General features: G+C 38.3%; 21 protein-coding genes and 2 tRNA genes. 16 read left to right on the plus strand and 7 right to left on the minus strand.

The window, feature by feature from the left end:
* Positions 1–38: 38 nt before the first annotated feature.
* Together ACR2MV_RS09895 and ACR2MV_RS09900 are read left to right on the plus strand one after the other, a co-directional pair.
* Positions 39–2,027, plus strand: a complete 1,989-nt coding sequence (locus tag ACR2MV_RS09895; protein ID WP_434021752.1) for a glycoside hydrolase family 3 protein — start codon at positions 39–41, stop codon at positions 2,025–2,027.
* 151 nt (positions 2,028–2,178) lie between these two features.
* Complete coding sequence (locus ACR2MV_RS09900) at positions 2,179–4,080, plus strand: beta-N-acetylhexosaminidase (RefSeq protein ID WP_434021753.1); 1,902 nt, start codon at positions 2,179–2,181, stop codon at positions 4,078–4,080.
* 55 nt (positions 4,081–4,135) lie between these two features.
* Here the strand turns inward: ACR2MV_RS09900 and ACR2MV_RS09905 are convergent, their stop codons facing one another.
* The 5 genes from ACR2MV_RS09905 to ACR2MV_RS09925 form a co-directional block, all read right to left on the minus strand.
* A complete protein-coding gene (locus tag ACR2MV_RS09905; RefSeq protein ID WP_434021754.1) occupies positions 4,136–5,725 on the minus strand; it encodes a phytoene desaturase family protein in 1,590 nt (529 codons plus the stop codon).
* A gap of 131 nt (positions 5,726–5,856) precedes the next feature.
* Positions 5,857–6,588 carry a slipin family protein gene (locus ACR2MV_RS09910; protein ID WP_434021755.1) on the minus strand — a complete coding sequence of 244 codons (732 nt, stop codon included), beginning with the start codon at positions 6,586–6,588 and terminating at the stop codon, positions 5,857–5,859.
* Between the two features lie 104 nt (positions 6,589–6,692).
* Positions 6,693–7,445: an SIS domain-containing protein gene (locus ACR2MV_RS09915; RefSeq protein ID WP_434021756.1), complete on the minus strand. Its 753-nt coding sequence runs from the start codon at positions 7,443–7,445 to the stop codon at positions 6,693–6,695.
* Between the two features lie 5 nt (positions 7,446–7,450).
* A complete protein-coding gene (locus ACR2MV_RS09920; protein WP_434021757.1) occupies positions 7,451–8,542 on the minus strand; it encodes an acyltransferase family protein in 1,092 nt (363 codons plus the stop codon).
* Positions 8,539–11,112, minus strand: coding sequence for a family 20 glycosylhydrolase (locus tag ACR2MV_RS09925; protein WP_434021758.1), 2,574 nt, complete (start codon positions 11,110–11,112; stop codon positions 8,539–8,541). The genes ACR2MV_RS09920 and ACR2MV_RS09925 overlap by 4 nt, the downstream gene beginning before the upstream one ends.
* 272 nt (positions 11,113–11,384) lie before the next feature.
* Between ACR2MV_RS09925 and aqpZ the strand changes: the two genes are divergently transcribed.
* The 9 genes from aqpZ (at position 11,385) to ACR2MV_RS09970 (ending at position 19,984) form a co-directional block, all read left to right on the plus strand.
* Complete coding sequence (gene aqpZ, locus ACR2MV_RS09930) at positions 11,385–12,071, plus strand: aquaporin Z (protein ID WP_434021759.1); 687 nt, start codon at positions 11,385–11,387, stop codon at positions 12,069–12,071.
* 75 nt (positions 12,072–12,146) lie between these two features.
* Complete coding sequence (locus tag ACR2MV_RS09935) at positions 12,147–12,704, plus strand: DUF1572 family protein (RefSeq protein ID WP_434021760.1); 558 nt, start codon at positions 12,147–12,149, stop codon at positions 12,702–12,704.
* 103 nt (positions 12,705–12,807) lie between these two features.
* Positions 12,808–13,572, plus strand: coding sequence for a molybdate ABC transporter substrate-binding protein (modA, locus tag ACR2MV_RS09940; RefSeq protein ID WP_434021761.1), 765 nt, complete (start codon positions 12,808–12,810; stop codon positions 13,570–13,572).
* Complete coding sequence (locus ACR2MV_RS09945) at positions 13,573–13,971, plus strand: TOBE domain-containing protein (protein WP_434021762.1); 399 nt, start codon at positions 13,573–13,575, stop codon at positions 13,969–13,971.
* Positions 13,968–14,648, plus strand: coding sequence for a molybdate ABC transporter permease subunit (gene modB / locus ACR2MV_RS09950; RefSeq protein WP_434021763.1), 681 nt, complete (start codon positions 13,968–13,970; stop codon positions 14,646–14,648). The genes ACR2MV_RS09945 and modB overlap by 4 nt, the downstream gene beginning before the upstream one ends.
* Positions 14,641–15,516 carry an ATP-binding cassette domain-containing protein gene (locus ACR2MV_RS09955; protein ID WP_434021764.1) on the plus strand — a complete coding sequence of 292 codons (876 nt, stop codon included), beginning with the start codon at positions 14,641–14,643 and terminating at the stop codon, positions 15,514–15,516. The genes modB and ACR2MV_RS09955 overlap by 8 nt, the downstream gene beginning before the upstream one ends.
* 109 nt (positions 15,517–15,625) lie before the next feature.
* A complete protein-coding gene (locus ACR2MV_RS09960; protein ID WP_434021765.1) occupies positions 15,626–16,921 on the plus strand; it encodes a carboxypeptidase-like regulatory domain-containing protein in 1,296 nt (431 codons plus the stop codon).
* A 98-nt stretch (positions 16,922–17,019) separates the two neighbouring features.
* Positions 17,020–17,688, plus strand: a complete 669-nt coding sequence (locus ACR2MV_RS09965; protein ID WP_434021766.1) for a hypothetical protein — start codon at positions 17,020–17,022, stop codon at positions 17,686–17,688.
* 49 nt (positions 17,689–17,737) lie between these two features.
* The gene (locus ACR2MV_RS09970; protein ID WP_434021767.1) at positions 17,738–19,984 is read left to right on the plus strand and encodes a transglycosylase domain-containing protein; all 2,247 of its coding nucleotides are present in this window, start codon (positions 17,738–17,740) and stop codon (positions 19,982–19,984) included.
* A 15-nt stretch (positions 19,985–19,999) separates the two neighbouring features.
* Here ACR2MV_RS09970 and ACR2MV_RS09975 read toward each other — a convergent pair whose 3' ends face one another.
* Both ACR2MV_RS09975 and ACR2MV_RS09980 read right to left on the minus strand, forming a co-directional pair.
* The gene (locus ACR2MV_RS09975; protein WP_434021768.1) at positions 20,000–20,245 is read right to left on the minus strand and encodes a hypothetical protein; all 246 of its coding nucleotides are present in this window, start codon (positions 20,243–20,245) and stop codon (positions 20,000–20,002) included.
* Positions 20,214–21,230 (minus strand): endonuclease/exonuclease/phosphatase family protein, encoded by a 1,017-nt coding sequence (locus ACR2MV_RS09980; protein WP_434021769.1) that lies wholly within the window; start codon positions 21,228–21,230, stop codon positions 20,214–20,216. The genes ACR2MV_RS09975 and ACR2MV_RS09980 overlap by 32 nt, the downstream gene beginning before the upstream one ends.
* Positions 21,231–21,342: 112 nt before the next feature.
* On the opposite strand from ACR2MV_RS09980, the gene rpsU reads away from it, so the two are divergent.
* From rpsU to ACR2MV_RS10005, 5 genes are all read left to right on the plus strand, one after another.
* Complete coding sequence (rpsU, locus tag ACR2MV_RS09985) at positions 21,343–21,540, plus strand: 30S ribosomal protein S21 (RefSeq protein WP_434021770.1); 198 nt, start codon at positions 21,343–21,345, stop codon at positions 21,538–21,540.
* Between the two features lie 155 nt (positions 21,541–21,695).
* Positions 21,696–22,586, plus strand: a complete 891-nt coding sequence (locus tag ACR2MV_RS09990; RefSeq protein WP_434021771.1) for a tyrosine-type recombinase/integrase — start codon at positions 21,696–21,698, stop codon at positions 22,584–22,586.
* A gap of 3 nt (positions 22,587–22,589) precedes the next feature.
* Positions 22,590–22,886 (plus strand): ribosome hibernation-promoting factor, HPF/YfiA family, encoded by a 297-nt coding sequence (hpf, locus tag ACR2MV_RS09995; protein ID WP_434021772.1) that lies wholly within the window; start codon positions 22,590–22,592, stop codon positions 22,884–22,886.
* Positions 22,887–23,041: 155 nt separating this feature from the next.
* Positions 23,042–23,115: transfer RNA gene (locus tag ACR2MV_RS10000), tRNA-Thr, on the plus strand.
* 29 nt (positions 23,116–23,144) lie between these two features.
* Positions 23,145–23,225 (plus strand) — tRNA-Tyr (locus tag ACR2MV_RS10005).
* Positions 23,226–23,241: the final 16 nt, after the last annotated feature.

Genomic DNA, 23,241 nt, shown 5'->3' on the forward strand with positions numbered 1-23,241 from the left:
TAAAATTTGTAATATTGTATTCAAATAAGAGAACAAAGATGAAGAAAATTTTTAAAATAACAGGAATCGTTATAGGTGCCTTAATAGTACTGATTTTGCTGGCAGGATTCATTGGCTATAGCAGGATGTCTTATAAAGCTTCCAACAACTATTCAAAACTGGGAGAAAAAGCAGAAAAGCTGAAAGTTGATGGCCATGAATTTAGAGACCTGAATAAAAATGGAAAGCTGGATGTTTATGAAGACTCCAGAGCAGCTATTGAAGATCGTGTAAATGATCTGGTTTCTCAGATGTCTCTGGAAGAAAAAGCAGGTTCGATGTTTATAACCATGATTGGTATGACACCGGAAGGTGAGCCGATGGATAAGCCTTTTATGACCTCAAACCCTTTAGATATTATGATGACTTTCATGATGCCTTCGAGTTCTGAAATGCTCATTAACAGGAAAATGAATAGTTTTAATATTTTACACGCGCACCAGGCCAATATTCTGGCCAGGTATAACAATAATATTCAGTTAATAGGCGAAAAATCCCGATTGGGAATCCCTGTAACGATTGCCTCGGATCCGAGACATGGTTCTGAGCATAACCCCGGGGCAGCCTTAAGTACTCCAACATTTTCTCAGTGGCCGACCTCACTGGGACTTGCTGCCACTAGGGACACGGTCCTGGTAAGAGAGTTCGGTAATATTGCGAGACAGGAATACCTGGCCACCGGTATAAGATTGGCGCTTCATCCAATGGCTGATTTGGCTACCGAGCCAAGATGGGGTCGATCTAACGGTACTTTTGGTGAGGATGCTCAATTATCTGCTATGATGACAAAGGCATATGTGCTGGGATTTCAGGGAGATTCATTGGGTTCAACAAGTGTCGCCTGTATGACCAAACATTTTTCAGGTGGCGGACCACAGGCTGATGGTGAAGATGCACATTTCCCTTATGGAAAAGATCAGGTGTATCCAGGAGATAATTTTGATTATCATCTGATTCCCTTCGAAAAAGGAGCATTTCCGGCAAAAACAGCTCAAATTATGCCTTATTATGGCATCCCTATAGATCAGACCGATGAGAATGTAGCCTTTGCTTTTAATAAAACCATCATCACAACCATGCTGAGAGAGAAATATGGCTTTGATGGTGTTATATGTACCGACTGGAACATTATCAATGCAACAAAGATGGGAGACGCGCGAGCTTGGGGAGTTGAAGGATTGAGTCCATTAGAAAGAACTAAAAAGGTAATCGATGCTGGTTGTGATCAGTTTGGAGGAGAAAGCAGCCCGGAACTGATTGTTGAACTTGTGAACAGCGGACAATTGACTGAAGCCAGAATTGATCAATCTGTTAAGAGAATTATGAGAGATAAGTTTCGTTTGGGATTGTTTGACAACCCCTTTATTGATGAATCTATTGCAAATGATATTGCCGGAAAGGAGTCTTTCAGAAAGTTAGGAAAGATGGCACAGGCCAAAGGAACTGTATTGCTTAAAAATGACAACCTGCTCCCTCTAAAAAAGGGTACCAAGATCTATGCGGAAGGCATGAATGAGAAAGAGCTGTTAAATGCTTATGGAGAGCTGGTAGATACGCCGATGGAGGCAGATGTTATCGTAAAGAGAACAAATACTCCGTTTGAACCTCGTGATGAATATTTTCTGGAAAGTTTTTTTAAACAGGGAAGACTTTATTACAGTGATGAAGAGAAAGCTGAGATTTTGAGTTTGATTTCTCAAAAACCTTCTGTGGTAATTGTTAATTTAGAAAGAGCCGCTGTTCTTACAGAAATTGCGGCAGAAAGTACTGCTTTGATGGCTGAATTTGGATTAAGTGATGAGGTCGCGACTGATTTGTTGTTTGGTGTTAAAAAACCAGAAGGGAAACTTCCTATGGAATTACCTTCAAGCTGGAAGGCGGTTCTTGATCAAAAAGAAGACCTTCCGTATGATTCCAAAGATCCTTTATATAGCTTTGGGTATGGGCTTACATATCCAACACAAACTATCAGTATGACTACTGAATAAAAATAAGTTGATTAGGTTAAGTTAGATTGAAGTGAAAAAAATACAGGAAGTCAATGACGACCTGTATTTTTTTAATTTAAAATGTAGTTTAATTTATTGAATTCAAGTAAATTCACGACTTGAAAAAATCATTCATTTAATTCATTGTTCCATGAAAAGAGTTTTTACCCTACTTGTATTCACCCTATTTTTTTTAAATAATGCTGCCTGGTCACAACATCAGTTGATACCGGCCCCGGTTTCTTACGAATCTTCAGGGGGTCAACTAAGTATTGATCAAAGTTTGGCCCTTATTTTGCTCACTGAAAATGATGATTTGAAAAAGCAGCTTCGTGTTTTTAAATCAGAACTCGAGGCCATCGGAATTAAGTTAACCGAGAGCAGCGGGGATAGTTCGGCAGTTAAAAGTTTAAAAATAGGATACCACGAAACAGCGGTAGATACACTTGGCAGCGAGGGGTATCAGTTAATTGTTGAAGAAGGAGGGATCATATTGATGGCCAATACCAAGGCAGGATCTTTTAATGGTCTTCAAACCTTGAAGCAATTATTACCTGTTAAAAGAGAGATGTCAGCTGAGGGAGAAACAATCCCTATTGTAATCGAAACCTGTATCATTGAAGATTTCCCAAGATTTGGCTGGAGAGGTTTGATGCTTGATGTGAGCAGGCACTTTTTTACAGTTGATGAAATCAAGGCCTATCTCGATCAAATGGCTGCCTATAAGATGAATGTTTTTCACTGGCATTTGACGGATGATGAGGGCTGGAGAATTGAGATTAAAACATTTCCCAGACTTACCGAGGTGGGAGCTTGGAGGGTGGAAAGACATGGCCGTTTTGGAGCAGGCAGGGCAGCACCTAAAAAAACTGAAAAAACAACAGTTGGGGGCTTCTATACACAAGAACAGATCAAGGATGTGATTGCCTATGCCGCAGAAAGAAATATCACTATTGTGCCTGAAATAGATGTACCGGGCCATAGCATGGCATTGTTGGCGGCATATCCGCAATATTCAACAAGGAAAGAGTTTAAATTTGTCAATCCTGGTGCAAAATTTGCTGACTGGTTCGCAGATGGAACTTTTAAGATGAATATAGAAAATACCTTAAATCCGGCTGATCCGGCAGTGTATGCTTTCTTGGACATGATTTTTGGTGAGATTGCAGATTTGTTCCCGGGCGAATATATTCATATGGGTGGTGATGAGTGTTACCATGGTTATTGGGAGTCCGATCCAAAGGTGCAGGATTTTATGGCTAAAAATGGGATTAAAAACAGTCATGAATTACAAAGCTATTTTGTGAAGAGAATAGAAAAAATCATTAGCAGCAAAGGAAAAAAGATGATCGGTTGGGATGAAATTCTTGAAGGAGGTCTTGCTGAAGGTGCAGCGGTAATGAGCTGGAGGGATATGAAAGGAGGAATCGAAGCCGTAGGTCTTGGTCATAAGGTGGTGATGACGCCAAAACAATTTACCTATTTAGATTATACGCAGGGCGATTATAGTGTTGAAAATAAGATTTATGCAGACCTGTCGTTGAAACAAACCTATAGTTTTGAGCCAGTTCCTGATTTTGTGCTGGACCCGGAATTAATCCTGGGAGGACAAGGTAATCTCTGGACAGAGGCTATACCAAGTCTTTCTTTTGCTTTTTACATGACCTATCCAAGAGCCTTGGCTTTGTCTGAGTCATTATGGAGTACCAAAGAAAGCAAAGACTGGAAGAGTTTTACGAATCGTATTGAAACGCATTTTGATAGGTTTGATGCGGAGAATATAAGTGTCGCCAAAACCATTTACGAGCCAGAGGTGCATATGTACAGTGACGGCCGAAAGCTGATGTGTGAATTGCGAAATCCATATGAGGATATTGACATGTATTATACCATAGATAATACCTATCCAATTACAACAGGGATTAAATATGAAGGTCCTTTCGAGGTTCCAGCGGGTGATCTGAGTTTAAGAACTCAGTCTTTCAGGGATGGGAAATCAATTGGAAGGCTCTTACAAATTCCGCGAAAGGATTTGGAAGCAAGAGTTAAATAAATTTGAAGGTATCGGAACTAAAACCCATGGTTCCGATACCCACCTATTTTTCATATCAGGATTTTATAATCTTTTTCATAAAGTTTTTACCTGTCATGGCAGAAGCAGTCAATAGTCCGGCAAATAATGCTCCACCCACACCAGCTGTAACAATATCCTGACCGGTTAAGTAGAAGTTTTTAATGGGCGTTCGTGGTGTAAGAAACTTCTGACGAAATCTTTTAGGACTGTGATCTATGCCATAGATTTCTCCTTTTGAATAGTTCATAAAATGCTTCGTTGAAAGGGGAGTTCCCAATTCATAATGGCTTATTTTCCCTTTGACCTGAGGCAATTGTTCGTATAATTTTTTAAGCAATCGTTGAGAAATTTTTTCTTTGAACGATTCATAATCTTCACCTCTTTTCATCCATTTTGAATCGCCCCAGGACGTAAAGATGTCATAAGGCAATAGTGTAATGATATCGATGGTGCTTTTACCTGGATATCTATTGGTCCAATCAGGATCCTTTGCGGCAGGAAAGGAGACATAAATCACCGGGAATTCTTGTTCTATATCATTGAGATATCTGTGCACTATTTCGTCATGATTTTCTCCTTCGGGATAAATCCAGAAATTAGTTTTTGGAAGGGATAGTTCTTCTGGTTCACCTTCTAGGCCAATATACAGACAGGCATGAGATACCGAAGGAGTTACTTTCTGCAACTGCTCGTTCAATCGGTACTTTTTACCGATCTCTTCCGGTAGTAACTGCTGGTAGGTAGTTATGATACCTGCACCACTCACAATATTCGAAGCTTTGATGGTTTTCCCATCTTTCATCAGTACACCAATTGCTTTGTTGTTTTCTATCAGAACCTTATCCACATCCGCATTGATAATGATAGAGCCTCCTGCCTTTTCAATAACCGGATCAATTGTTTTTACAATTTGAGAAGATCCGCCAATCGGAAAACTACCGCCGCCAAAATAATGCTTCACTACTGTGCTGTGCATAAAAAAGCTACTCTGTTTAGGCGGTAAACCATAATCTCCATATTGACCACATAGCACCTTGATGAGCTCTTCATTTTGCGTCAATCCTCTGAGAACTTCATCGGTTGTTTGATCGGAATATTTAAAGAACGGATTGGACATCCAATTATAAAGTAACTTACCAATAAAAGGTGGTAAGGCTTTATTCATATAAAACTTCCCAGCCGTTCGGTTAGCAGCAAAGATGAGGTCAATATATTTTTCGATCGCTCCTTTTTCCTCAGGAAAATAGTCGATGAGTTGTTGCTTAAAATTTTTGAGACCTTTTACCAGGTTATAAGAGCGATCACCAATGATGATCTTGTCATAAACTTCTCCCATATCAGCCCACTTTAAATTGCTGTCCGTGACATAGTCAAACAATTTTTTCATCGCGCTTTTCTCGCGTTGCATATCACCGATATAATGAATCCCTACATCCCATTCAAATCCTTTTCTTTTAAAAACATGAGTGAAGCCTCCAGCGGTGTAATGTTGCTCTAAAACAAGGACGCGATGACCTTCTTTGGCAAGAATTGCAGCGGCCGAAAGACTGCCCATTCCGGAACCAATAAAGATACTGTGATAATGTTCATGGATTTGGGGATTGCGCTTATAGGTTTGGATCATTTTATCAGATTTGCACACAAGATACAAAATTTAGCCTCCTGTAAATTGTATAAAACAGTCAGGTGTTTTCAAAAGTTGCTATGCGCCCTGCAGTGGAGGAGCCCATCATATAAGAGTATAGAATTCGAACATCACTTTTTACGCGGCAATACTTCTTCAGGAAATGGAAAAACGATGGTGGAATTCTTTTCGCTTGCGATATTTGATAAGGTTTGGTACAATCTTAATTTTATGGCTGAAGGAGATTCGTCTATTATTTTACCAGCCTGAAGTAATTTGTCAGCCGCTTGTTTTTCAGCTTCAGCGAGGATGATACGAGCCCTTCTCGAACGTTCAGCTTCTGCTTGATTTGCCATGGAGCGTTTCATGTTTTCCGGGAGTTCTATGTCTTTTATCTTTACATCTTGTATGGAGATTCCCCAGATTTTGGTTTCCAGTTCAACAATTTCCTTGATGTTTCGACCTATTTCCTCCCTTTCGGAGAGAATGGTATCCAGTTCAACTTTTCCACAAACATCCCGTAAGGTGGCCTGCGCCATTTGTGAGATGGCAAAAACGAAATCTTCAACTTCAAGAATTGCCTTGGTAGCATCATTGATTTTGAAAAATAAGACTCCATTGATTAGACATGGAACATTGTCCTGGGTCATGACTTCCTGTTTTTGAACATTAATTGTAATAACTCGGATGTCAACAAGTTTTATTCTGTCTACAATGGGAATAATCCATCGTATACCAGGTTCTAAAAGTGATACATATTTACCAAATCTAAATTTAACGGCTCTTTTATATTCATATACGATTCGAATACCGGCCAAAATAAAAATAACAACGCTTACGATGATAACATTAAGGAGGTTCATAGGAATGCTTTTTAGTTAACAAATGCATTAAAATGCAACTCTTTAAGTTACGAATAATCAGTGATACCTCAAAACTATTTGTGTTTAATAATTAGGTTCAATAATTATTTTAAAAGCCATTCCAGTTCAGGGAACTTATCAAAATATTCTTTCAGAAGCACCTCATTATATGCATCGCTATTGTCGAGGTTGGAACTCAGTAAAACAGGGGGAATTCCCCCCATCTTTTTTATGGTGACGATTATTTCGGTTACAAGCAGTTGAATGATATAGGCTCCTGTTATCGTTGATGTGGCACCAAAGGTATAGGGTTCTCCTTTCATACTCATTGCGGCATCCCCTGGAAAACCGCAGTTGTCAATGACATAGTCCGATACTTCGAACAGTTTTTTACCGCTCTTGTGTCGGGATTCAACGGATTTACTGTGCGTAATATTTGTAATGCAAATAACCAGAAGCCCCGCTTTTTTCGCTTCAATAGCCATCTCTATCGGAACCGGGTTTCGGCCGGAATTTGAAATAATGATGATTACATCCTTCGACCTTACTCCGTTCAAAGTAAGAATGGATTTTGAAATCCCTTCAATACGTTCCAAAGCCGTACTCTTCCATTTGGTTCCGTGCAGCATAAATTCAGGTTCCAGGATTCCCTTGGCCGTGAACAATCCACCTGCACGAATATATAATTCCTCCGCAATGACATGAGAATGACCAGTTCCAAAGCCGAAAAGAATAGACCCTTCCATGGTTTTTTCGGCAATGCGCTTCCCTAGTTTCTTGATGGTCGGTAATTGCGTATCCATAATCCTGGATAGCATCTCATTTACAATAGAATGAAATTCATTTGATTTTTTCAAAACGCTTACACTTTAATAAAAATTTTCTTTTTGTAGAGAATATAGGCTGGGATAAAACAAATCAAAGTATAGACAATTGACCATAAAAATGAAGCCAGTTCAGGCACCATTCCGACATTTACCAAACCATTATAGAATAATCCTCTTACACCCATGATATCATTGAGGAGCCAGGGAAACATTCCTGCAAATACATAAACCGTAATGGCATTACTGCCATAAATGACACCAAATTTAGCGTATTTATCATATCCCATGACATCCACTAGTAAAATACAGGCTGAAAGCGCCATAAACGCCCATCCTGATGTAAATAGTACATAGGAGCTCGTCCACAGATTTTTATTGATAGGAAAAAACAGATCCCATATATAGCCACCAACCACGCAAAGCAGACCAGCCAGGAACAGGTAATTTAATTTTTTTTCTATTTGCATGTCCTGTTTCAACAATTGCCCGGCAAACATTCCTGTCATTCCCGTAACGATGGCTGGAATCGTGCTTAGGATGCCTTCAGGATCCCATGTGCCTTGCCACATTCTCAAAGGAATAAGAATGCTGTCGATATAGGCCGCAAGGTTCTTGCCTGGTTCAAGAACACCGGCACCTACACCTGGAACGGGAATAAGCATCATGGCCAGCCAATAACCGATCAGAGAAGCAGCGGCTATTTTTAATTGGGTCTTCCAGTTTACTGCCAAAAATATATGTGCACAAACCAGATAAACGATTGCTATACGCTGAAGTACCCCCGGAATCCTTAATTCGGCAAAATTGAAGTCTGGAAATAGATTTAAGAGTAGCCCCAGTGCAAATATTTTTATGGATCTGATCCATATTTTTTTTCTCATTTTTTTCTTATCGCCTCCAGCATCAAGTTGTTTGTAAGAAGATAATACGATGGATACCCCAACAATAAAAAGAAAAAATGGATAGACAAAATCCGTTATTGTAATACCATGCCATTCAGCATGGGCCAGGGGCCAGTATATATGTTCCCAGGATCCGGGATCATTTACCACAATCATAAGGGCTATGGTTAGGCCTCGAAGCATGTCTAAAGAGATAAGTCGCTTGTTTGAATCAAATGAGCTCATTGTGCAAGATTTAAATTTGTATTATTTGGTTGAGTTGTTCTGCTTCCGCGCCCTGCTGAGTTAAAGGTTCGCAGTTTGAACTGAACATTCGTTATTTTGACAGGTTCTGTGTATAATGGTGAATCAGGCTTTGGTTCTGAGCCATCAATAGTATATCTGATCTCAAGTCCTGGATAGGAGGTATTGGCAAAAAGAAATCCATTGTTAATTTTAGCCCCTGGTGGAGGAATTCGATAATTAAATCCCCCGAAAATTCCATCCAATTTTCTCATCTCATTTTTCCCAATTGAATTTGCCATTTGATTCCATCCCTCGTTCATTTTTTTATTTCTCAGAGGGGTGTCGTCTATGGATTCCCATTCGCGTTCTTTTGCCCATGCTGATTCGGCAAAGCCAAGGAGCTTGGGGAACAAATAATATTCCAGCATCAAAGGCCCTTTTATGGTTTCGCTCCACATCTGAGCCTGGATTCCAAGAATATTTTTAGCGCCTTTCTGGGTGAGCCGTTCCATGTTTTTGAAGGCAGATTCCTGATCAAAAGGTGTGTAATAGGAATCGTTTCGATATGTGGTGTGAAATACATTAAACGGAGCGTATTCGTAGGCATTTCTTGTCTTGACGAAGCCCGCCCAATACAAACCAGGTTCTTCAGGATGTTTGTCATAGGCAAGGTCGAAATAGAAGTTCGTTACCGGACATAAAACAACGGGATACCCTGCATTAGCTAATTTATACCCGAGGTCCTGAGCTCCCCAAAGATTATTCCATACATATGGGACCACACTGCCTCCCGAAAACTCTTTGTTTACAACAATTTGGTCATTTTCCTTTTTAAGAGCTGTTTCTTCCCATCCTGCAACGGTTAAATTCCTTTCTTTTAAGATGTCAACTGTACGTTTGAAAAAGTAAGCATGAAGGTTCTCTGCTTCCAAGCCTTCTGTTTTTTCAAATAATTTGTCGCAAATTGGTGAGGCTGTCCATGGGCCATCGGGAACTTCATCGCCTCCTACATGAAAATATTCCAATGGAACACCTGCTTCGTCGTAATAGTCAATAATCACATCAATTACTTTCTCATAGAAGCGATAGATAGATTCTCTGCAGACGCAGGCGACATTATCTTTAAAACTTTGTGCTGATGAGTAAACAGATTTGTCATCAGGATCTATAAGCCTGTAGCGATTTGCCTCTTGTTCATCTCCAATTTCCATATATTTTTCATATCGTTTCTCCATAGATTTGATCGCCGCACGTGCGTGACCCGGAAGATTGACTTCAGGAATGACTTTGATATGTCTCTCATTTGCATACTTCAAAATCTCAATAAATTCATCTTTGGTATAGAATCCTGAACCATGGCCGCCCTCCTTATAGGCAAAAGGACCAGAACCATAAGAAGGGTGCAATGCTGCTTCATTCATGGAGGTATGCTGTCGCTGACCACCAACTTCAGTAAGCTCGGGAAGCCCTTCAATTTCAAGCCTCCAGCCTTCATCCTCGGTGAAATAGAATAAAAAGGTGTTCATCTTGTAAAAAGCGAGAATATCGATCGTTTTTTTTATGGTTTCCTTCGTTTGGAAGTTTCGACCGACATCAAGTTGAAATCCTCTGTAATCAAACCTGGGATGATCCTTGATTTTTACATTAGGAAATGAAATTCCAACCCCATTTTCAGGGGATTCGATTTGAAGGGCGAGTAAACTCTGGATAGCATAAAAAGCTCCGGCTTTAGTTTGTGCCTTAATGCTAATTCCATTACTGTCTATAGATAATTCATAGCCCTCATCACTTCCAGTATCATTCTGGAGTTTTGATAGCACAATACGTATGTCTGCCTCAGCCTCCTTTTTGAATTCTGTTGATACTTCAAAACGATCTTGTAAAGCCTTTTGAAGATAATTCTTCTCATTACTGAATTCCTTATCCACCCATAAACCAACGAATCCTTTCAGTTGAAGTGAGCCCTCTAATCTTTCAAAATGATATGGACTTGGTATGATCGGGCTAAATTCATCAGAATTTAATTCTGTAATATTTTCATTTTCGGCATAAAGGATTTCACTTTCTGGTATGGGCACAAAATCTTTTGCTGATCTGTGAATTTGTTCAGGCCTTGAAAATGCCTTTGCCGCAAAATTTTCGGCTTCAAAAATTTTTTCATCGGCCTGATCTTCATTGACCACAAAATAGGGCCCGAGAGGTACATCTGTATTTTTGATTAAAGCATCTTCGTAATGATAGTCGAATTGAAGTGTATCATTGGGTTTCAATAAAAAATTATCAGAAGCCGGGGCAAATTTAAACCAGTCACCATTGATGTGAGATACTTCACCGAAAGGATTATTCTTTTTTTGAGGCATGACATTTGCCTGATTGAAGTAAAGAGTCCAGTTCTCACCGTTTAGTTCACTATCAGATTTATTGATAAAGATGAATCTTGCATGGCATCCTTCTTTTTCTAAATTACTGACTACTTCCCAATGAATTTCCATCGATGCGAGCCCGTCTTTCATTTTTCCCGGTACACAGCCTATAAGGGTGAAAAAAATAATGAATGTTACTATCCTCATAGAAGTAAACTTTATATGGTTAAACAGTTCTATGTCGGGGGGTTTCAAGGAATAATATTAATCAATTTATTGAAGTCGGCAAAAGCTTTTCGCCAAAAGGGTCAAGACTGTTGTTAAGTGACTTGAAAATGATGATGGACGCCAAAGCATTCTTGTGTTTCTTTGTGTTCAGTAAAAATTGACTACTTTAGTATCAATTGATTCTGGACACTTCATAAATAAAATAAGAAGTTGCAGCGTCTCAACTTATCATTAACTAAACTTTATAAAAAATGAAAAAATTAGTAGCTGAATTTATTGGTACGCTTTGGCTCGTACTTGGAGGTTGTGGAAGCGCCGTTTTGGCGGCAGGATTTCCTGAATTAGGTATTGGCTTTGTTGGTGTAGCGATGGCTTTTGGTTTAACAGTTTTAACCATGGCGTATGCCATAGGTCATATTTCAGGTTGTCACTTAAATCCGGCCGTTTCTATAGGTCTTTGGATGGGTGGTCGTTTTGATAAAAAGGATCTGATTCCATATATTATTGCTCAGGTATTAGGAGGTATTGCAGGTGCAGGAATTTTATACCTGATCGCCAGCGGAAAACCTGGTTTTGAGCTCGGTGGATTTGCCGCTAACGGCTATGGTGAAAACTCACCAGGAGGCTACGGCATGATGGCAGCACTTATTACTGAAATCGTCATGACTTTTATGTTCTTAATCGTAATTTTGGGTGCCACACATTCAAAAGCACCAAAAGGATTTGGAGGCTTGGCCATAGGTTTGGCCTTGACATTAATTCATCTGATTAGTATTCCTGTCACGAATACATCAGTGAATCCTGCCCGTAGTACCAGTCAGGCATTGTTTGTGGGTGATTGGGCAACGGCACAGTTGTGGCTGTTTTGGGTCGCGCCTATCATTGGTGCAATTCTTGCCGGAATTGTCTATAAGTATTTATCTCCGGAAGAAGCTTAGCCATTAATTTTTAATGAATGTTTTATGGGGTCATCAGGTCTTAACGACCTTGGACCCCATTTTTAATTATTTTTTATGGAAGAAAATTATCTCAATGATATCAAAAAACTCTTTGACTATTATAAAATGCTTGGAGAAAGAGCCATGAAGCAGGTTCCTGAGGAGAAGTTGTTTTGGCAACATGATGAGAACAGCAATAGCATTGCCATTATCGTTAAACACATTTCCGGGAATATGCTGTCGCGTTTTACTGATTTTCTGAGTTCCGATGGTGAAAAGGATTGGCGAGACCGGGATTTTGAATTTGAGTCTGGCGGTGGATCAAGAAAAGAGCTTGATGAGATATGGGGGAAAGGATGGGAATGCCTGGAGGCCAGCTTGAATGAATTACAGACAGAGGATCTTCAAAAGACCATTTTCATAAGAAATACCGGACATACCGTATCAGAAGCCATCAACAGGCAGTTGGCCCACTATGCCTCTCATATTGGACAAATTATTTTTCTGGCTAAATTGATTCTCAAAAGTGATTGGAAGACGCTATCCATAGCAAAAGGAGCTTCAAAAGAGTTTAATGCCAGGAAATTTTCTGATAAAACCAGGCATCAGCATTTTACTGATGATTTTAAATGATCTCTTAGCTACAAAAAGTGATGGAAGATAGCAGGCCTGAATTGTTTTCGTTATTTTTGATTTTAGTAAGTCATACTATGTTTTTCCATTCAGATGTGAACCCATGCGTCGAAACCTTGTTTTAATACTTATTTTAGGTTCATTCTTTTTTTTGAAATCATGTAATTCAAAAAAAAAGGACTCCTTTACCATAGCTGCTGCAGCGAATATGCAATTTGTCATTTATGAATTGGCGAATGCTTTTTATGAAAAATCAGGCATATCGAGTGAAGTTATTTTAGGCTCAAGTGGAAAACTTACTGCACAAATTGTTGAAGGTGCTCCTTTCGATTTGTTTCTTTCAGCAGACATTAAGTATCCAAATGAATTATTTAAAAAAGGATTTTCTGTGGACCAACCTGAAGTTTATGCCTATGGAAGTCTGGTTTTATGGACCCTCAAAGACGATCTGGTTCCGGATTTAGAAGTTTTGACCTCAGGACAGGTCAAGCATGTTGCCATGGGGAACCCCAAAACAGCTCCCTATGGGGTGGCGGCAATGCAAGTCTTGAATCATACAGATTTGTATGCTACCATCAGTTCCAAAATTGTTTATGGGGAAAGTGTTTCACAGACAAATCAATTTATCATATCGCAGGCAGCTGAAATTGGCTTTACCTCAAAGTCCGTTGTTCTTTCTTCTCAGATGGAACATGAAGGATCTTGGGAAGTACTTGACAAAGAACTCTACAATCCGATGGCTCAGGCAATGGTTATTTTAAACAACAGAGAAATTTATAAGGAAGAAGCGGTGCAATTCAAAGAATTTATGCTTTCTTTAGAAGGCAAGGAAATTTTACATAAGTTTGGTTATGATCTGGTCGAATAGATGAATATTTTAAAAGGAAAAATAGCAAGTATTAAGGTAAACGGCGACCTTTCAATCGTAAAGGTGGATCTGGGAAGTACGGTTTTTTCAACTATTTTAATAGATACACCTGAGACTGCAGCGTTTTTAAAAATAGAGAATGACGTAAAAGTTATTTTTAAGGAAACAGAGGTTATTCTCGGTGTAGGTGATATGAGTGGTATTAGTTTAAGAAATAAGTTGGTTGGCACTGTACATCTCATCGAGTCTGATGAATTACTTAGCAAGGTTACGATTAAAACTGATTTTGGCTTTATTACATCAATCATTACCTCAAACGCTGTAAAACAATTGAAAATTGTAGAAGGGCTTGAGCTGAATGCCATGATTAAGACCAACGAAATGATGTTGTCGAAATGATAGATTGGAACCCGCTCATATTAACCTTTCAACTGGCATTGATCACAACAATACTTTTATTAATTATTTCAATTCCCTTGTCTTACTGGTTGGCAAATACAAAGTCAAAAATTAAGCCGGTTGCTGAAACCCTGGTCAGTATGCCATTGGTACTTCCACCTACCGTTATTGGTTTTTATATGTTATTGGCCTTCAGTCCGTCAAATGCGTTTGGAAATTGGCTGGACCAATGGCTGGGATTGAGATTGGTGTTTTCATTTGAAGGATTGGTTTTAGGCTCTCTCATCTATAGTTTGCCTTTTATGGTACATCCCATTCAGGCTGGATTTGCGAATCTGTCACCAGCCTTAAAAAATGCTTCCTATAGTATGGGAAAAAGTAAATTCACTACGTTGACAAGGGTGTTACTGCCCAATATTAAACCCTCATTAATTACTGGAATTATTCTGGCCTTTGCACATACCATTGGTGAGTTTGGAGTTGTTTTGATGATTGGGGGAAACATATCCGGACAAACCAGAGTTGCTTCCATAGCCATCTATGATGAGGTGGAGAGTTTAAATTACGGTGCAGCAAATACATATTCACTGATTTTATTTGGAATCACATTTCTAATTCTATTGATGGTATACCTGATAAATGGGGGCTATTTTAATAAAACAAGGCAGCATGATTGAAATAGAGATACAAAAATCGCTCAAATCCTCGTCTGGAGATATGCTGCTGGACATTAAAATGCAGTTGGAGGAGAGGAACTTAACGACCATTTATGGACCTTCAGGGGCTGGAAAGAGCACCTTATTGCATTTGCTGGCGGGTCTGATAAAGCCGGATACTGGTCGGATTGCTGTCGGAGGAATATTGTGGTCCGATACGGCAAATAGCGCATTTATGCCTCCTCAAAATCGAAATATTGGTTTGGTTTTTCAGGAGTATGCGCTGTTTCCCAATATGACCGTGAAGGAGAACCTGATCTTTGGTTTGAGAAAATCTGATCCTAAGAAAATAATTAATCAACTGGTTGAAATCATGGACCTTGGACAGTTGCAAGATCGAAAACCCGCTACCTTGTCGGGAGGACAGAAACAAAGAGTAGCCCTGGCCAGAGCTTTGGTCAGAAAGCCGGATTTGTTGCTGTTGGATGAACCCCTGTCTGCTTTGGATCACAAGATGCGCGTAAAATTACAATCCTATATTCTTGAGGTACATCGTGAATTCAAGTTGACCACTGTTTTGATCAGTCATGATGTTTCGGAAATTATCAGGCTCTCTGATTTTATGATTGAAATGGAAGAGGGTACGATTGTTCGAAGTGGAGATCCTGCTACGATGTTTACCAATGACAGGGTGAATGCGAAATTTCAATTTACAGGCGAAGTGATGAAAATGGTCAAGCAAGATTTTATTGTAATTGTTACCGTGTTAATTGGAAAGGATTTGGTCAAGGTAATTGCCAACGACAAAGAGGCTGAAGAACTTCGTATTGGTGACCGTGTTTTAATTGCATCTAAAGCATTTAACCCAATAATACATAAAATCCATTGACAAAACCTTTTACAATTGGTTTGACCGTGTATTTTAAGTTAAAATTCTTTTATAATTGCTTATTATTCTGTAATTTCAATGGTTGAAATATACTATAAAATTTGTTATCATGAGATTGAGTATGAATAAGTTAAATAATCGTTTAGGTGTACTATTTACAAGTTGCGTCTATCTAATGGCGTTTTTATTAGTGCAACCTTCCATAGAAGCTCAGGAGGGAGATTCATCGAGCTTTAAGGAGTATAAAGGAGTCGTTGTTGATGGAAAAACTAAAAAGGCTCTTGAGTACGCTTCTATATCTGTAAGTAACTCAAATATTTCAACTATTTCGAATTTAGAAGGGGTGTTTTTGGTGAAAGTGCCAAACAGCTTGAAAGATGAAAATTTGACCATTAGTTATTTGGGCTATCAGAATAAATCAATTCCATTGAGTTCTTTTGGAAATACTGAGTTAAGAGTCAATATGGAAGAGTCTTTTGAGAAATTACCGGATGTGAATTTGGTGGAAGCAGATCCAATTTCCGTAATAAGAAAGGTCATTGCACAGAGAAAGGTTAATTCTTATAAAGAATCGACCATCGTGAAGGCCTTTTACAGAGAATCTATTAAGAAAAGAAAAACCTATGCTTCCTTATCTGAAGCGGTGGTTGATATTTATAAACAGCCAAGAGGGACCCAAAGTGATTATGTGACCTTGGACAAGGCAAGAAAAAGCACGGATTACAGAAAAATAGATACGCTGGTTATAAAACTACAGGGTGGGCCTTATAATAATTTAAGTATGGATATGATCAGAAATGAGGAATTGTTTTTCTCTGCTGATATGTTTGATATTTATAGGTTTAGTTTTGATAAAATGATGAATTTAGACAATAGAAATGTCTATGTGATTGACTTCTATCAAAAACCGTCAATGGTAGAACCTTTTTACAAAGGGAAGCTCTATGTTGACACGAAGACATATGCTCTTGTCAAGGCTGTTTTTAGTTTGAATCTGGACAATCTGAGTGAGGCAAAAAAATTCTTTGTAAGAAAAAAGCCGAATAACGCCGATGTGATTCCAATGGATACAAAATATATCGTGGACTATAAAGACACAGGTGGTAAATGGCATTTTAGCTATAGCCGTATTGAACTGGCTTTTAAGATCAAATGGGATAAAAAATTATTCAACTCTGTATATAATGTAGCCATTGAAATGGCGATCACAGACTGGAAAGATAACGATCAGGGTATCACGGTTAAGAATAGAGATCGAATGAGGCGAAGCGTCATATTAACTGATAAGACTTCCGGATTTACAGATCCTGAGTTCTGGGGCGAGCTCAATGTTATAGAACCAGATAAATCGATTGACAATGCGATTAAAAAAATCCAGAGAAATTATAAAAGAGAGCAGTCTTAACTAGATTAAATACATATATTTTAATAAACTTTTAATAAAAAGGTAGGCTTTAATTTGTAATTTGCCGCCCGAAAAAATTATTAATTGATTATTAGCTTTTGAAAAGGTATCTCTTTATTTCCTTCTTTCTTTTTTCAGCAGTATTGGTGGCTCAGATAGACAACAATACTATTGAAGAAACTGATATATTTCAATACCAGCCGGAAAATAACAATAAGATTGAAATGGCGCCTCAAAATTCGGATAAAGAGGATATCAAGGCCGAAACAATCACTTTGTTTGGTAACTTAAAGGATATTGCCGATAAGTTTCCTCAGTACAGTGTAATTCCAAAAAAGCAAAACCGATCCATGCGTGATTTGAGTCAACGAGACAAAGATGTGCTTGTTTCCAAGTATTGGAATGGTAAAAACGTAAGTATTAAAAAATTTCAAACCTCTCTGGAGCTTGGTAAAATAGAAACCAGTTCAAATTCAATCAGGATTATTTGCAGGGATCATAGTTATGTGGATGGAGATCGGGTAAAACTCTATGTTAATGAAGAGGTTATTCGTAGAAGTATTACGCTTGAAGGAGGTTATTATACCATTGATATAAAATTGAAAGAGGGATTTAACAGGATTGATATTGAGGCCTTGAATCAAGGATCTTCGGGTCCGAATACTGCAGAATTTAAGGTGCTGGGTGAGAATGGCGCGGTTTTGGCTGATAAAGAATGGAACATTTTAACCGGGTATATAGCTACCTTGGTTGTAATGAAAAATTAAGAAATACGCATATCTTTAGGAAGTTCTCTTTTTGCGTTCGGCGGTTGTTATGAAAAAAAAGATTGTTGTTTTTATTGGAAAGATTTTACTGTTGGCGGCACTGTTCATGGGGCTGTTTATTGGCTTTGTGCATCTGGGCGTTTTCGGCCATGTTTTTTCTGAACAGGAATTGAAAGATTTTAAGAATGAGACGGCCTCCTTGGTCTTATCGGATGATGGGAAAATAATCGGGAAGTTTTTTGCTGATAACAGGACCAATGTAGAATTTCAACAGATTCCTAAAGACCTTATCAATGCCCTGGTGGCCACGGAAGATGCCAGGTATTTCGATCACGAAGGAGTTGACTCAAGAAGTTTACTCAGGGTTTTGGTAAAATCGATCATTTTGCAGCAAAATGCGGGAGGAGGAAGTACGATTACCCAGCAATTAGCAAAGAATATGTATGGACGGAAATCTTATGGATTTCTTTCAATGCCGGTAAACAAAACCAAAGAAATAATTCTTGCATCCCGCTTAGAGGAAATTTATTCGAAAGAAGACATTCTTACGTTGTACCTCAATACGGTTCCTTTTGGAGAAAATGTATTAGGGATAGAGGCGGCATCTCATCGTTTTTTTAACAAAGGAGTATCCTCTCTGAAAACTGAAGAATCTGCGGTGCTGATTGGAATGTTAAAGGCAAATACCTATTATAATCCCAGACTGTATCCGGATCACGCATTGATGAGGCGCAATACCGTTCTGGAACAAATGGAAAAGTATGGCTATTTAGGACCAGATGGTCTTGAAGAACTCCAAAAGAAACCATTGAAATTGGATTATGCGAATTTACAGTCTGAGGGCAGGGCCAACTATTTCTTGGTGCAGATAAAGAAAGAGGCTGCGGAATTGATCAAGGGGATTAATCGCGAAACAGATACTGTTTATGATCTTAATAAAAGTGGTTTGATCATCGAGACCACCTTAGATTATCAATTACAGTTGTACGCCATGTCCGCCATGAAATCTCACCTGTCTAAAATGCAGGGGAGACTTCAAAAGCAATATCAAAAAGGGACATCTCAGCGAGAACTGAATGACCTGGTGTCAAGAGAATTAAAGAGATTAAAACTCGATTCACGGGCGGACGAGAAGAAAGTAAGAGAAATGTTTTCCTGGGATGGATTCTATTCCGATTCGATTAGTGTAAGGGATAGTTTGGCAAAGAGTTTAAGCCTGTTACATGCAGGATTTATTGCAATCAACCCAAATGATGGAAAAATCAAGGCATGGGTAGGAGGTATAGATTTTAGAACCCAGCCCTACGATCAAGTATTTGCTCAGCGACAAACTGCCTCAGCTTTTAAGCCAATTTTGTATGCCTCAGCACTTGAGCAAGGTGCAAGACCTTGTCAGTATTTAGATAATAATCCAATTGTTTTAAAGGATTTTGACGGTTGGGAACCCCAGAACTATGATCACAGTATTGGAGGAAAATATTCCTTATCGGCTGCTCTGGCGAGAAGTATGAACATACCCACGGTGAATTTATTCTTTCAACAAGACTTTGGACTTTTGCAAAATACATGGAATGGGTTGGGGTTTTCCCAACCGTTGGTATATAACCCTTCGATAGCTCTGGGAACAGCAACGGCAAGTCTGTATGAAATGGCCATCGCTTATGCCAGTTTTGCTAATTCCGGAAGACGGATTGAACCTGTCTTGATAAAATCGATAAAAACGGCCAAAGGAAAGGTCCTGTATACTTTCTCAAATGATGCTCCGGTGGAGGAGGTACTTTCTGAATTAACAAGTACCGCCCTTACCGGAATTCTTCAAAAGGCGGTCAGAGAAGGTACTGGTGCCTCGATGAAGTCGGTATACGGGGTATCTGTACCCTTAGCAGGAAAGACGGGTACTTCGCAAGATTACGGTGATGCCTGGTTTATTGGGTATACACCTGATTTAGTAATGGCAACAAGAGTAGGTGCTAGTTTTCCTGTGATTCATTTTAACAATGGCGCCAATGGCGCGGGGAGCACATTGGCTTTACCCATAGTGGCAAAAACCTTGCAAAAAGTACAGAAAAAACCTGAACTAAGGCGGAAGTATTTATCAAAAGAACGTTTTGAAAACACCTCCGAATACCTGGCATGCCCCGACTATATTGAAGATTCAGACATAGAAAAATTCTTTGATGACATTTTTAAAAGTAAAAACACAACTTTTGAAAAAGCCTCAAAAAAGGCCAAAAAACAAGCGAAAAAAGAAAAGCGAAAGTCCTGGTTCAAACGTGTTTTTGGGAAAAAGGATTGATGAGTGCCGCAGCGATTAATTAAACATTTGACCAAGAATCGCAATACCTCCGAATAAGAAAAGAAAAGCAAACGCTATTATAAATCCAATCACCCAAAGAATCAAGGTTCCTTTTGCCCAATTCTTTTTATGGATATTTGCATTATCGCTAAAAGCCCAGACCAAGAGCATAATGATGCCTATCAGAGGCAGTGAGGCAATAAAAATTGTAAGTGCCCATTCTTTGGCATCAAGAGTCCGGTTGTTGTCTAATACTTGCATAAAACTGATCTTTAAATTTAAATTTCATTAGTAAAGGTAAGTGATCTGATGCTAACTCAAAAGATAACAGCACTTTAGCATCTATTTCTTTGATAAATTTTTTGTTGTAAAAAATATAATCAAGTCGTTCTGTGGGAGATTCCGAACTAAAGGTATTTGGAGTCGCATCTCTTGTAAATGCAGCACATCCCGTTTCTGGAAGGTCCAGAAAGAGTTCGATCCCTGCTTCCTTATAACTAGGGTCACTGTTGAAATCTCCTAAAAGAATTGTTGGGAAATTCTTGAAATGTTTAACATAGATACTCTTGACCTGTTGCATCTGTGCTTTTCTTGTTTCCTGGTCATAGGCCTCTAAATGCACATTGATGATTATAAGGAATTGATCATCAATTTTAACTTTTACAACTTGTGCTAAACGGTCAATATAGAAGCTGTCATAATAGAACGGATTATTCGCATTTCGTTTTAATTCGATGCGATCCTGCTGCAGAATAGGGTACTTACTCAGGATAGATTGACCTGAAAGTATTTTGCCGAAATGCATCGACAGGGGGTAATAGGGGAAGGGTACGTATTTTTTATCCCAGTTAATGTTTTTACCGAAAAAACCATAGCCAAGTTTTGCAAGTTCATTTTGCTGATCGACAAAATAAGATCTTTTAGATCCGTAATCTATTTCTTGAAGGGCAATAACATCCGCATTGATTTTTTTTAATTCATAAATGACCTTATTGAGATTCAGGTCAAAAAGGGACCTGGGTTTTTCAACGGGAAGATTATTTGTCATACCACTCAAATACCCAATATTATAGCTGACAATGCTAAAGATACTGTCCTTATCCAGGTCAACAGGGTAATCGTATGTTCCGGTTTCGTTGTAGTCATTGATACTGAAATTTGGAGATGAAGCCCAAAAATAAAAGCCTACTATTATAAATGATAGGCCTGCCAGAACAATGAAAAAAAATCTAAACTTTTGTTTCATTTTGGGGGATCGAATAAAAATTAAAGATAATAAATTTTTTTCAACCATTTTCTTTATATATTTGCAGCCCAAAAAATAAACTTAAAGTACATATGAAAGGAGGTGCCCAACTATGTTGATAATTCCAGTTAAGGATGGTGAAAATATAGACAGAGCGTTAAAACGTTTTAAGAGAAAATTTGATAGAACGAAGACAATGAGAACGTTGCGCGAAAGAAAGGAATTTACGAAACCTTCAGTTGTGAGAAGAAAGCAAATTCAAAAAGCCCAATATGTTCAGGCTATTAGAACCACAGAAGAGAAAGGTTAATACCTTTTCAAGATAAATTGAGTCCCGCTTTTGCGGGACTTTTTTTTGGTATTTATTTAAGTTTATGAGGTATTTTTTGTATTTTTGAAAGAAGCGGCATCGGTTTCTGAATCTTTGAAACCATGTAATTTTTTAATGATAACTAGAGAACGATTTTGAGTATAACTCATTTTATAAGCTATCTGGATTGCGAAAAAAAATACTCACCATACACTATTACGGCATATAAGAAGGACTTGAGTTCTTTTGAAGATTTTTGTGAAAACGAATTTCAATTAAAAGAGATTTCTGAGGCTTCCTATCCTTTGATTAGAAACTGGATTGTGGCATTGGTGGAGATGGATATTTCGAATCGATCGATTAATCGGAAAATAAGTTCTTTGAGATCCTATTATAATTTTTTATTGAAGTCGAAACAATTAGAGGAACATCCTTTAAAAAAGCACAAGGCCCTGAAGGTGGAGAAAAAGGTAAATGTGCCTTTTTCTGAAAAGGAAATTAATGAAGTGCTTGATTTTTTTGATCAGGCTGAGGATTTCGAATCAATAAGAGATAAACTTATTATCGAGATGCTATATACAACAGGCATGAGAAGGGCAGAATTAATAAGTTTAAAAATCACGTCCATTGATTTGTCACAAAATATTGTTAAAGTCATTGGAAAACGAAATAAAGAAAGACAACTACCATTACTTTTGTCTGTAAAGAGTACGGTAGAAAAATACAAATTAGTAAGGGAGGAAATCGAATCTGAAACAGACTCATTTTTTATAACGAGTAAGGGAGATCCGATATATCCAACCTTGGTGTACCGAATTATCAATGAATATTTTGGTAAAGTATCTGTGAAAGTGAAGAAGAGTCCACATATCGTGCGGCATTCTTTCGCTACACATTTACTTAGTGAAGGCGCTGATCTGAATTCTGTAAAGGAATTACTTGGACATTCCAGTTTGGCTTCAACTCAGGTGTACACGCATAGTAATTTGAAGGATTTAAAAATCATGTATAATCAAGCTCATCCAAGGAGCAATAAAAACTATTAACTTATGAAAATATCTGTTCAGTCTGTAAATTTCAATATTAGTCAGGATTTAGTCAATTACATCGAAAAGAAAGTTAATAATCTGGAAAAATTTCACGATCATATTATTGGTGCGGAAGTTTTTTTAAAGGTTCAGAGTACAAGCGAGAAAGAGAATAAAATAGTTGACGTTAAAATGAATCTTCCCGGTATTGATATTGTTGCCAAAAAACAGTCGAAGACATTTGAAGAAGCAGCCAGTCTCGCGATTGATTCTGTTAAAAGACAATTAGTTAAACGTAAAGAGAAATTAAGAGCATAAAATAATTTAAAAATATAGTCAAAAAGTTTTGTAGAACTGATAAAACTTTTTACATTTGCAAACCGTTAGAAAAAGCGGTTTGTTTTTTTATGCGAAGTTCCTTGTAAGACAAATTCAAATTGATACGTTTTTTTAGGAATTTATAAAGTAAAAAAGCCGATGTAGCTCAGCTGGCTAGAGCAGCTGATTTGTAATCAGCAGGTCGTGGGTTCGAGTCCCTCCATCGGCTCAGATCTTTGAAAAAAATAGTAAAATTGAGGGGAGATACTCAAGCGGCCAACGAGGACAGACTGTAACTCTGTTGGGAAACCTTCGCAGGTTCGAATCCTGCTCTCCCCACAAGTTTGTTTAAGGT

The sequence above is a fragment of the Lutimonas sp. genome, assembly GCF_051011215.1.
Lineage (GTDB): Bacteria > Bacteroidota > Bacteroidia > Flavobacteriales > Flavobacteriaceae > Lutimonas.

Excerpts from the sequence above, each read along its gene's own strand:
- ACR2MV_RS09895 (WP_434021752.1), top strand. The coding sequence starts at position 39 with ATGAAGAAAATTTTTAAAATAACAGGAATCGTTATAGGTGCCTTAATA.
- ACR2MV_RS09900 (WP_434021753.1), top strand. The coding sequence starts at position 2,179 with ATGAAAAGAGTTTTTACCCTACTTGTATTCACCCTATTTTTTTTAAAT.
- ACR2MV_RS09905 (WP_434021754.1), bottom strand. The coding sequence starts at position 5,725 with ATGATCCAAACCTATAAGCGCAATCCCCAAATCCATGAACATTATCAC.
- ACR2MV_RS09910 (WP_434021755.1), bottom strand. The coding sequence starts at position 6,588 with ATGAACCTCCTTAATGTTATCATCGTAAGCGTTGTTATTTTTATTTTG.
- ACR2MV_RS09920 (WP_434021757.1), bottom strand. The coding sequence starts at position 8,542 with ATGAGCTCATTTGATTCAAACAAGCGACTTATCTCTTTAGACATGCTT.
- ACR2MV_RS09925 (WP_434021758.1), bottom strand. The coding sequence starts at position 11,112 with ATGAGGATAGTAACATTCATTATTTTTTTCACCCTTATAGGCTGTGTA.
- aqpZ (WP_434021759.1), top strand. The coding sequence starts at position 11,385 with ATGAAAAAATTAGTAGCTGAATTTATTGGTACGCTTTGGCTCGTACTT.
- ACR2MV_RS09935 (WP_434021760.1), top strand. The coding sequence starts at position 12,147 with ATGGAAGAAAATTATCTCAATGATATCAAAAAACTCTTTGACTATTAT.
- modA (WP_434021761.1), top strand. The coding sequence starts at position 12,808 with ATGCGTCGAAACCTTGTTTTAATACTTATTTTAGGTTCATTCTTTTTT.
- ACR2MV_RS09945 (WP_434021762.1), top strand. The coding sequence starts at position 13,573 with ATGAATATTTTAAAAGGAAAAATAGCAAGTATTAAGGTAAACGGCGAC.
- modB (WP_434021763.1), top strand. The coding sequence starts at position 13,968 with ATGATAGATTGGAACCCGCTCATATTAACCTTTCAACTGGCATTGATC.
- ACR2MV_RS09955 (WP_434021764.1), top strand. The coding sequence starts at position 14,641 with ATGATTGAAATAGAGATACAAAAATCGCTCAAATCCTCGTCTGGAGAT.
- ACR2MV_RS09960 (WP_434021765.1), top strand. The coding sequence starts at position 15,626 with ATGAGATTGAGTATGAATAAGTTAAATAATCGTTTAGGTGTACTATTT.
- ACR2MV_RS09970 (WP_434021767.1), top strand. The coding sequence starts at position 17,738 with ATGAAAAAAAAGATTGTTGTTTTTATTGGAAAGATTTTACTGTTGGCG.
- ACR2MV_RS09975 (WP_434021768.1), bottom strand. The coding sequence starts at position 20,245 with ATGCAAGTATTAGACAACAACCGGACTCTTGATGCCAAAGAATGGGCA.
- ACR2MV_RS09980 (WP_434021769.1), bottom strand. The coding sequence starts at position 21,230 with ATGAAACAAAAGTTTAGATTTTTTTTCATTGTTCTGGCAGGCCTATCA.
- rpsU (WP_434021770.1), top strand. The coding sequence starts at position 21,343 with ATGTTGATAATTCCAGTTAAGGATGGTGAAAATATAGACAGAGCGTTA.
- hpf (WP_434021772.1), top strand. The coding sequence starts at position 22,590 with ATGAAAATATCTGTTCAGTCTGTAAATTTCAATATTAGTCAGGATTTA.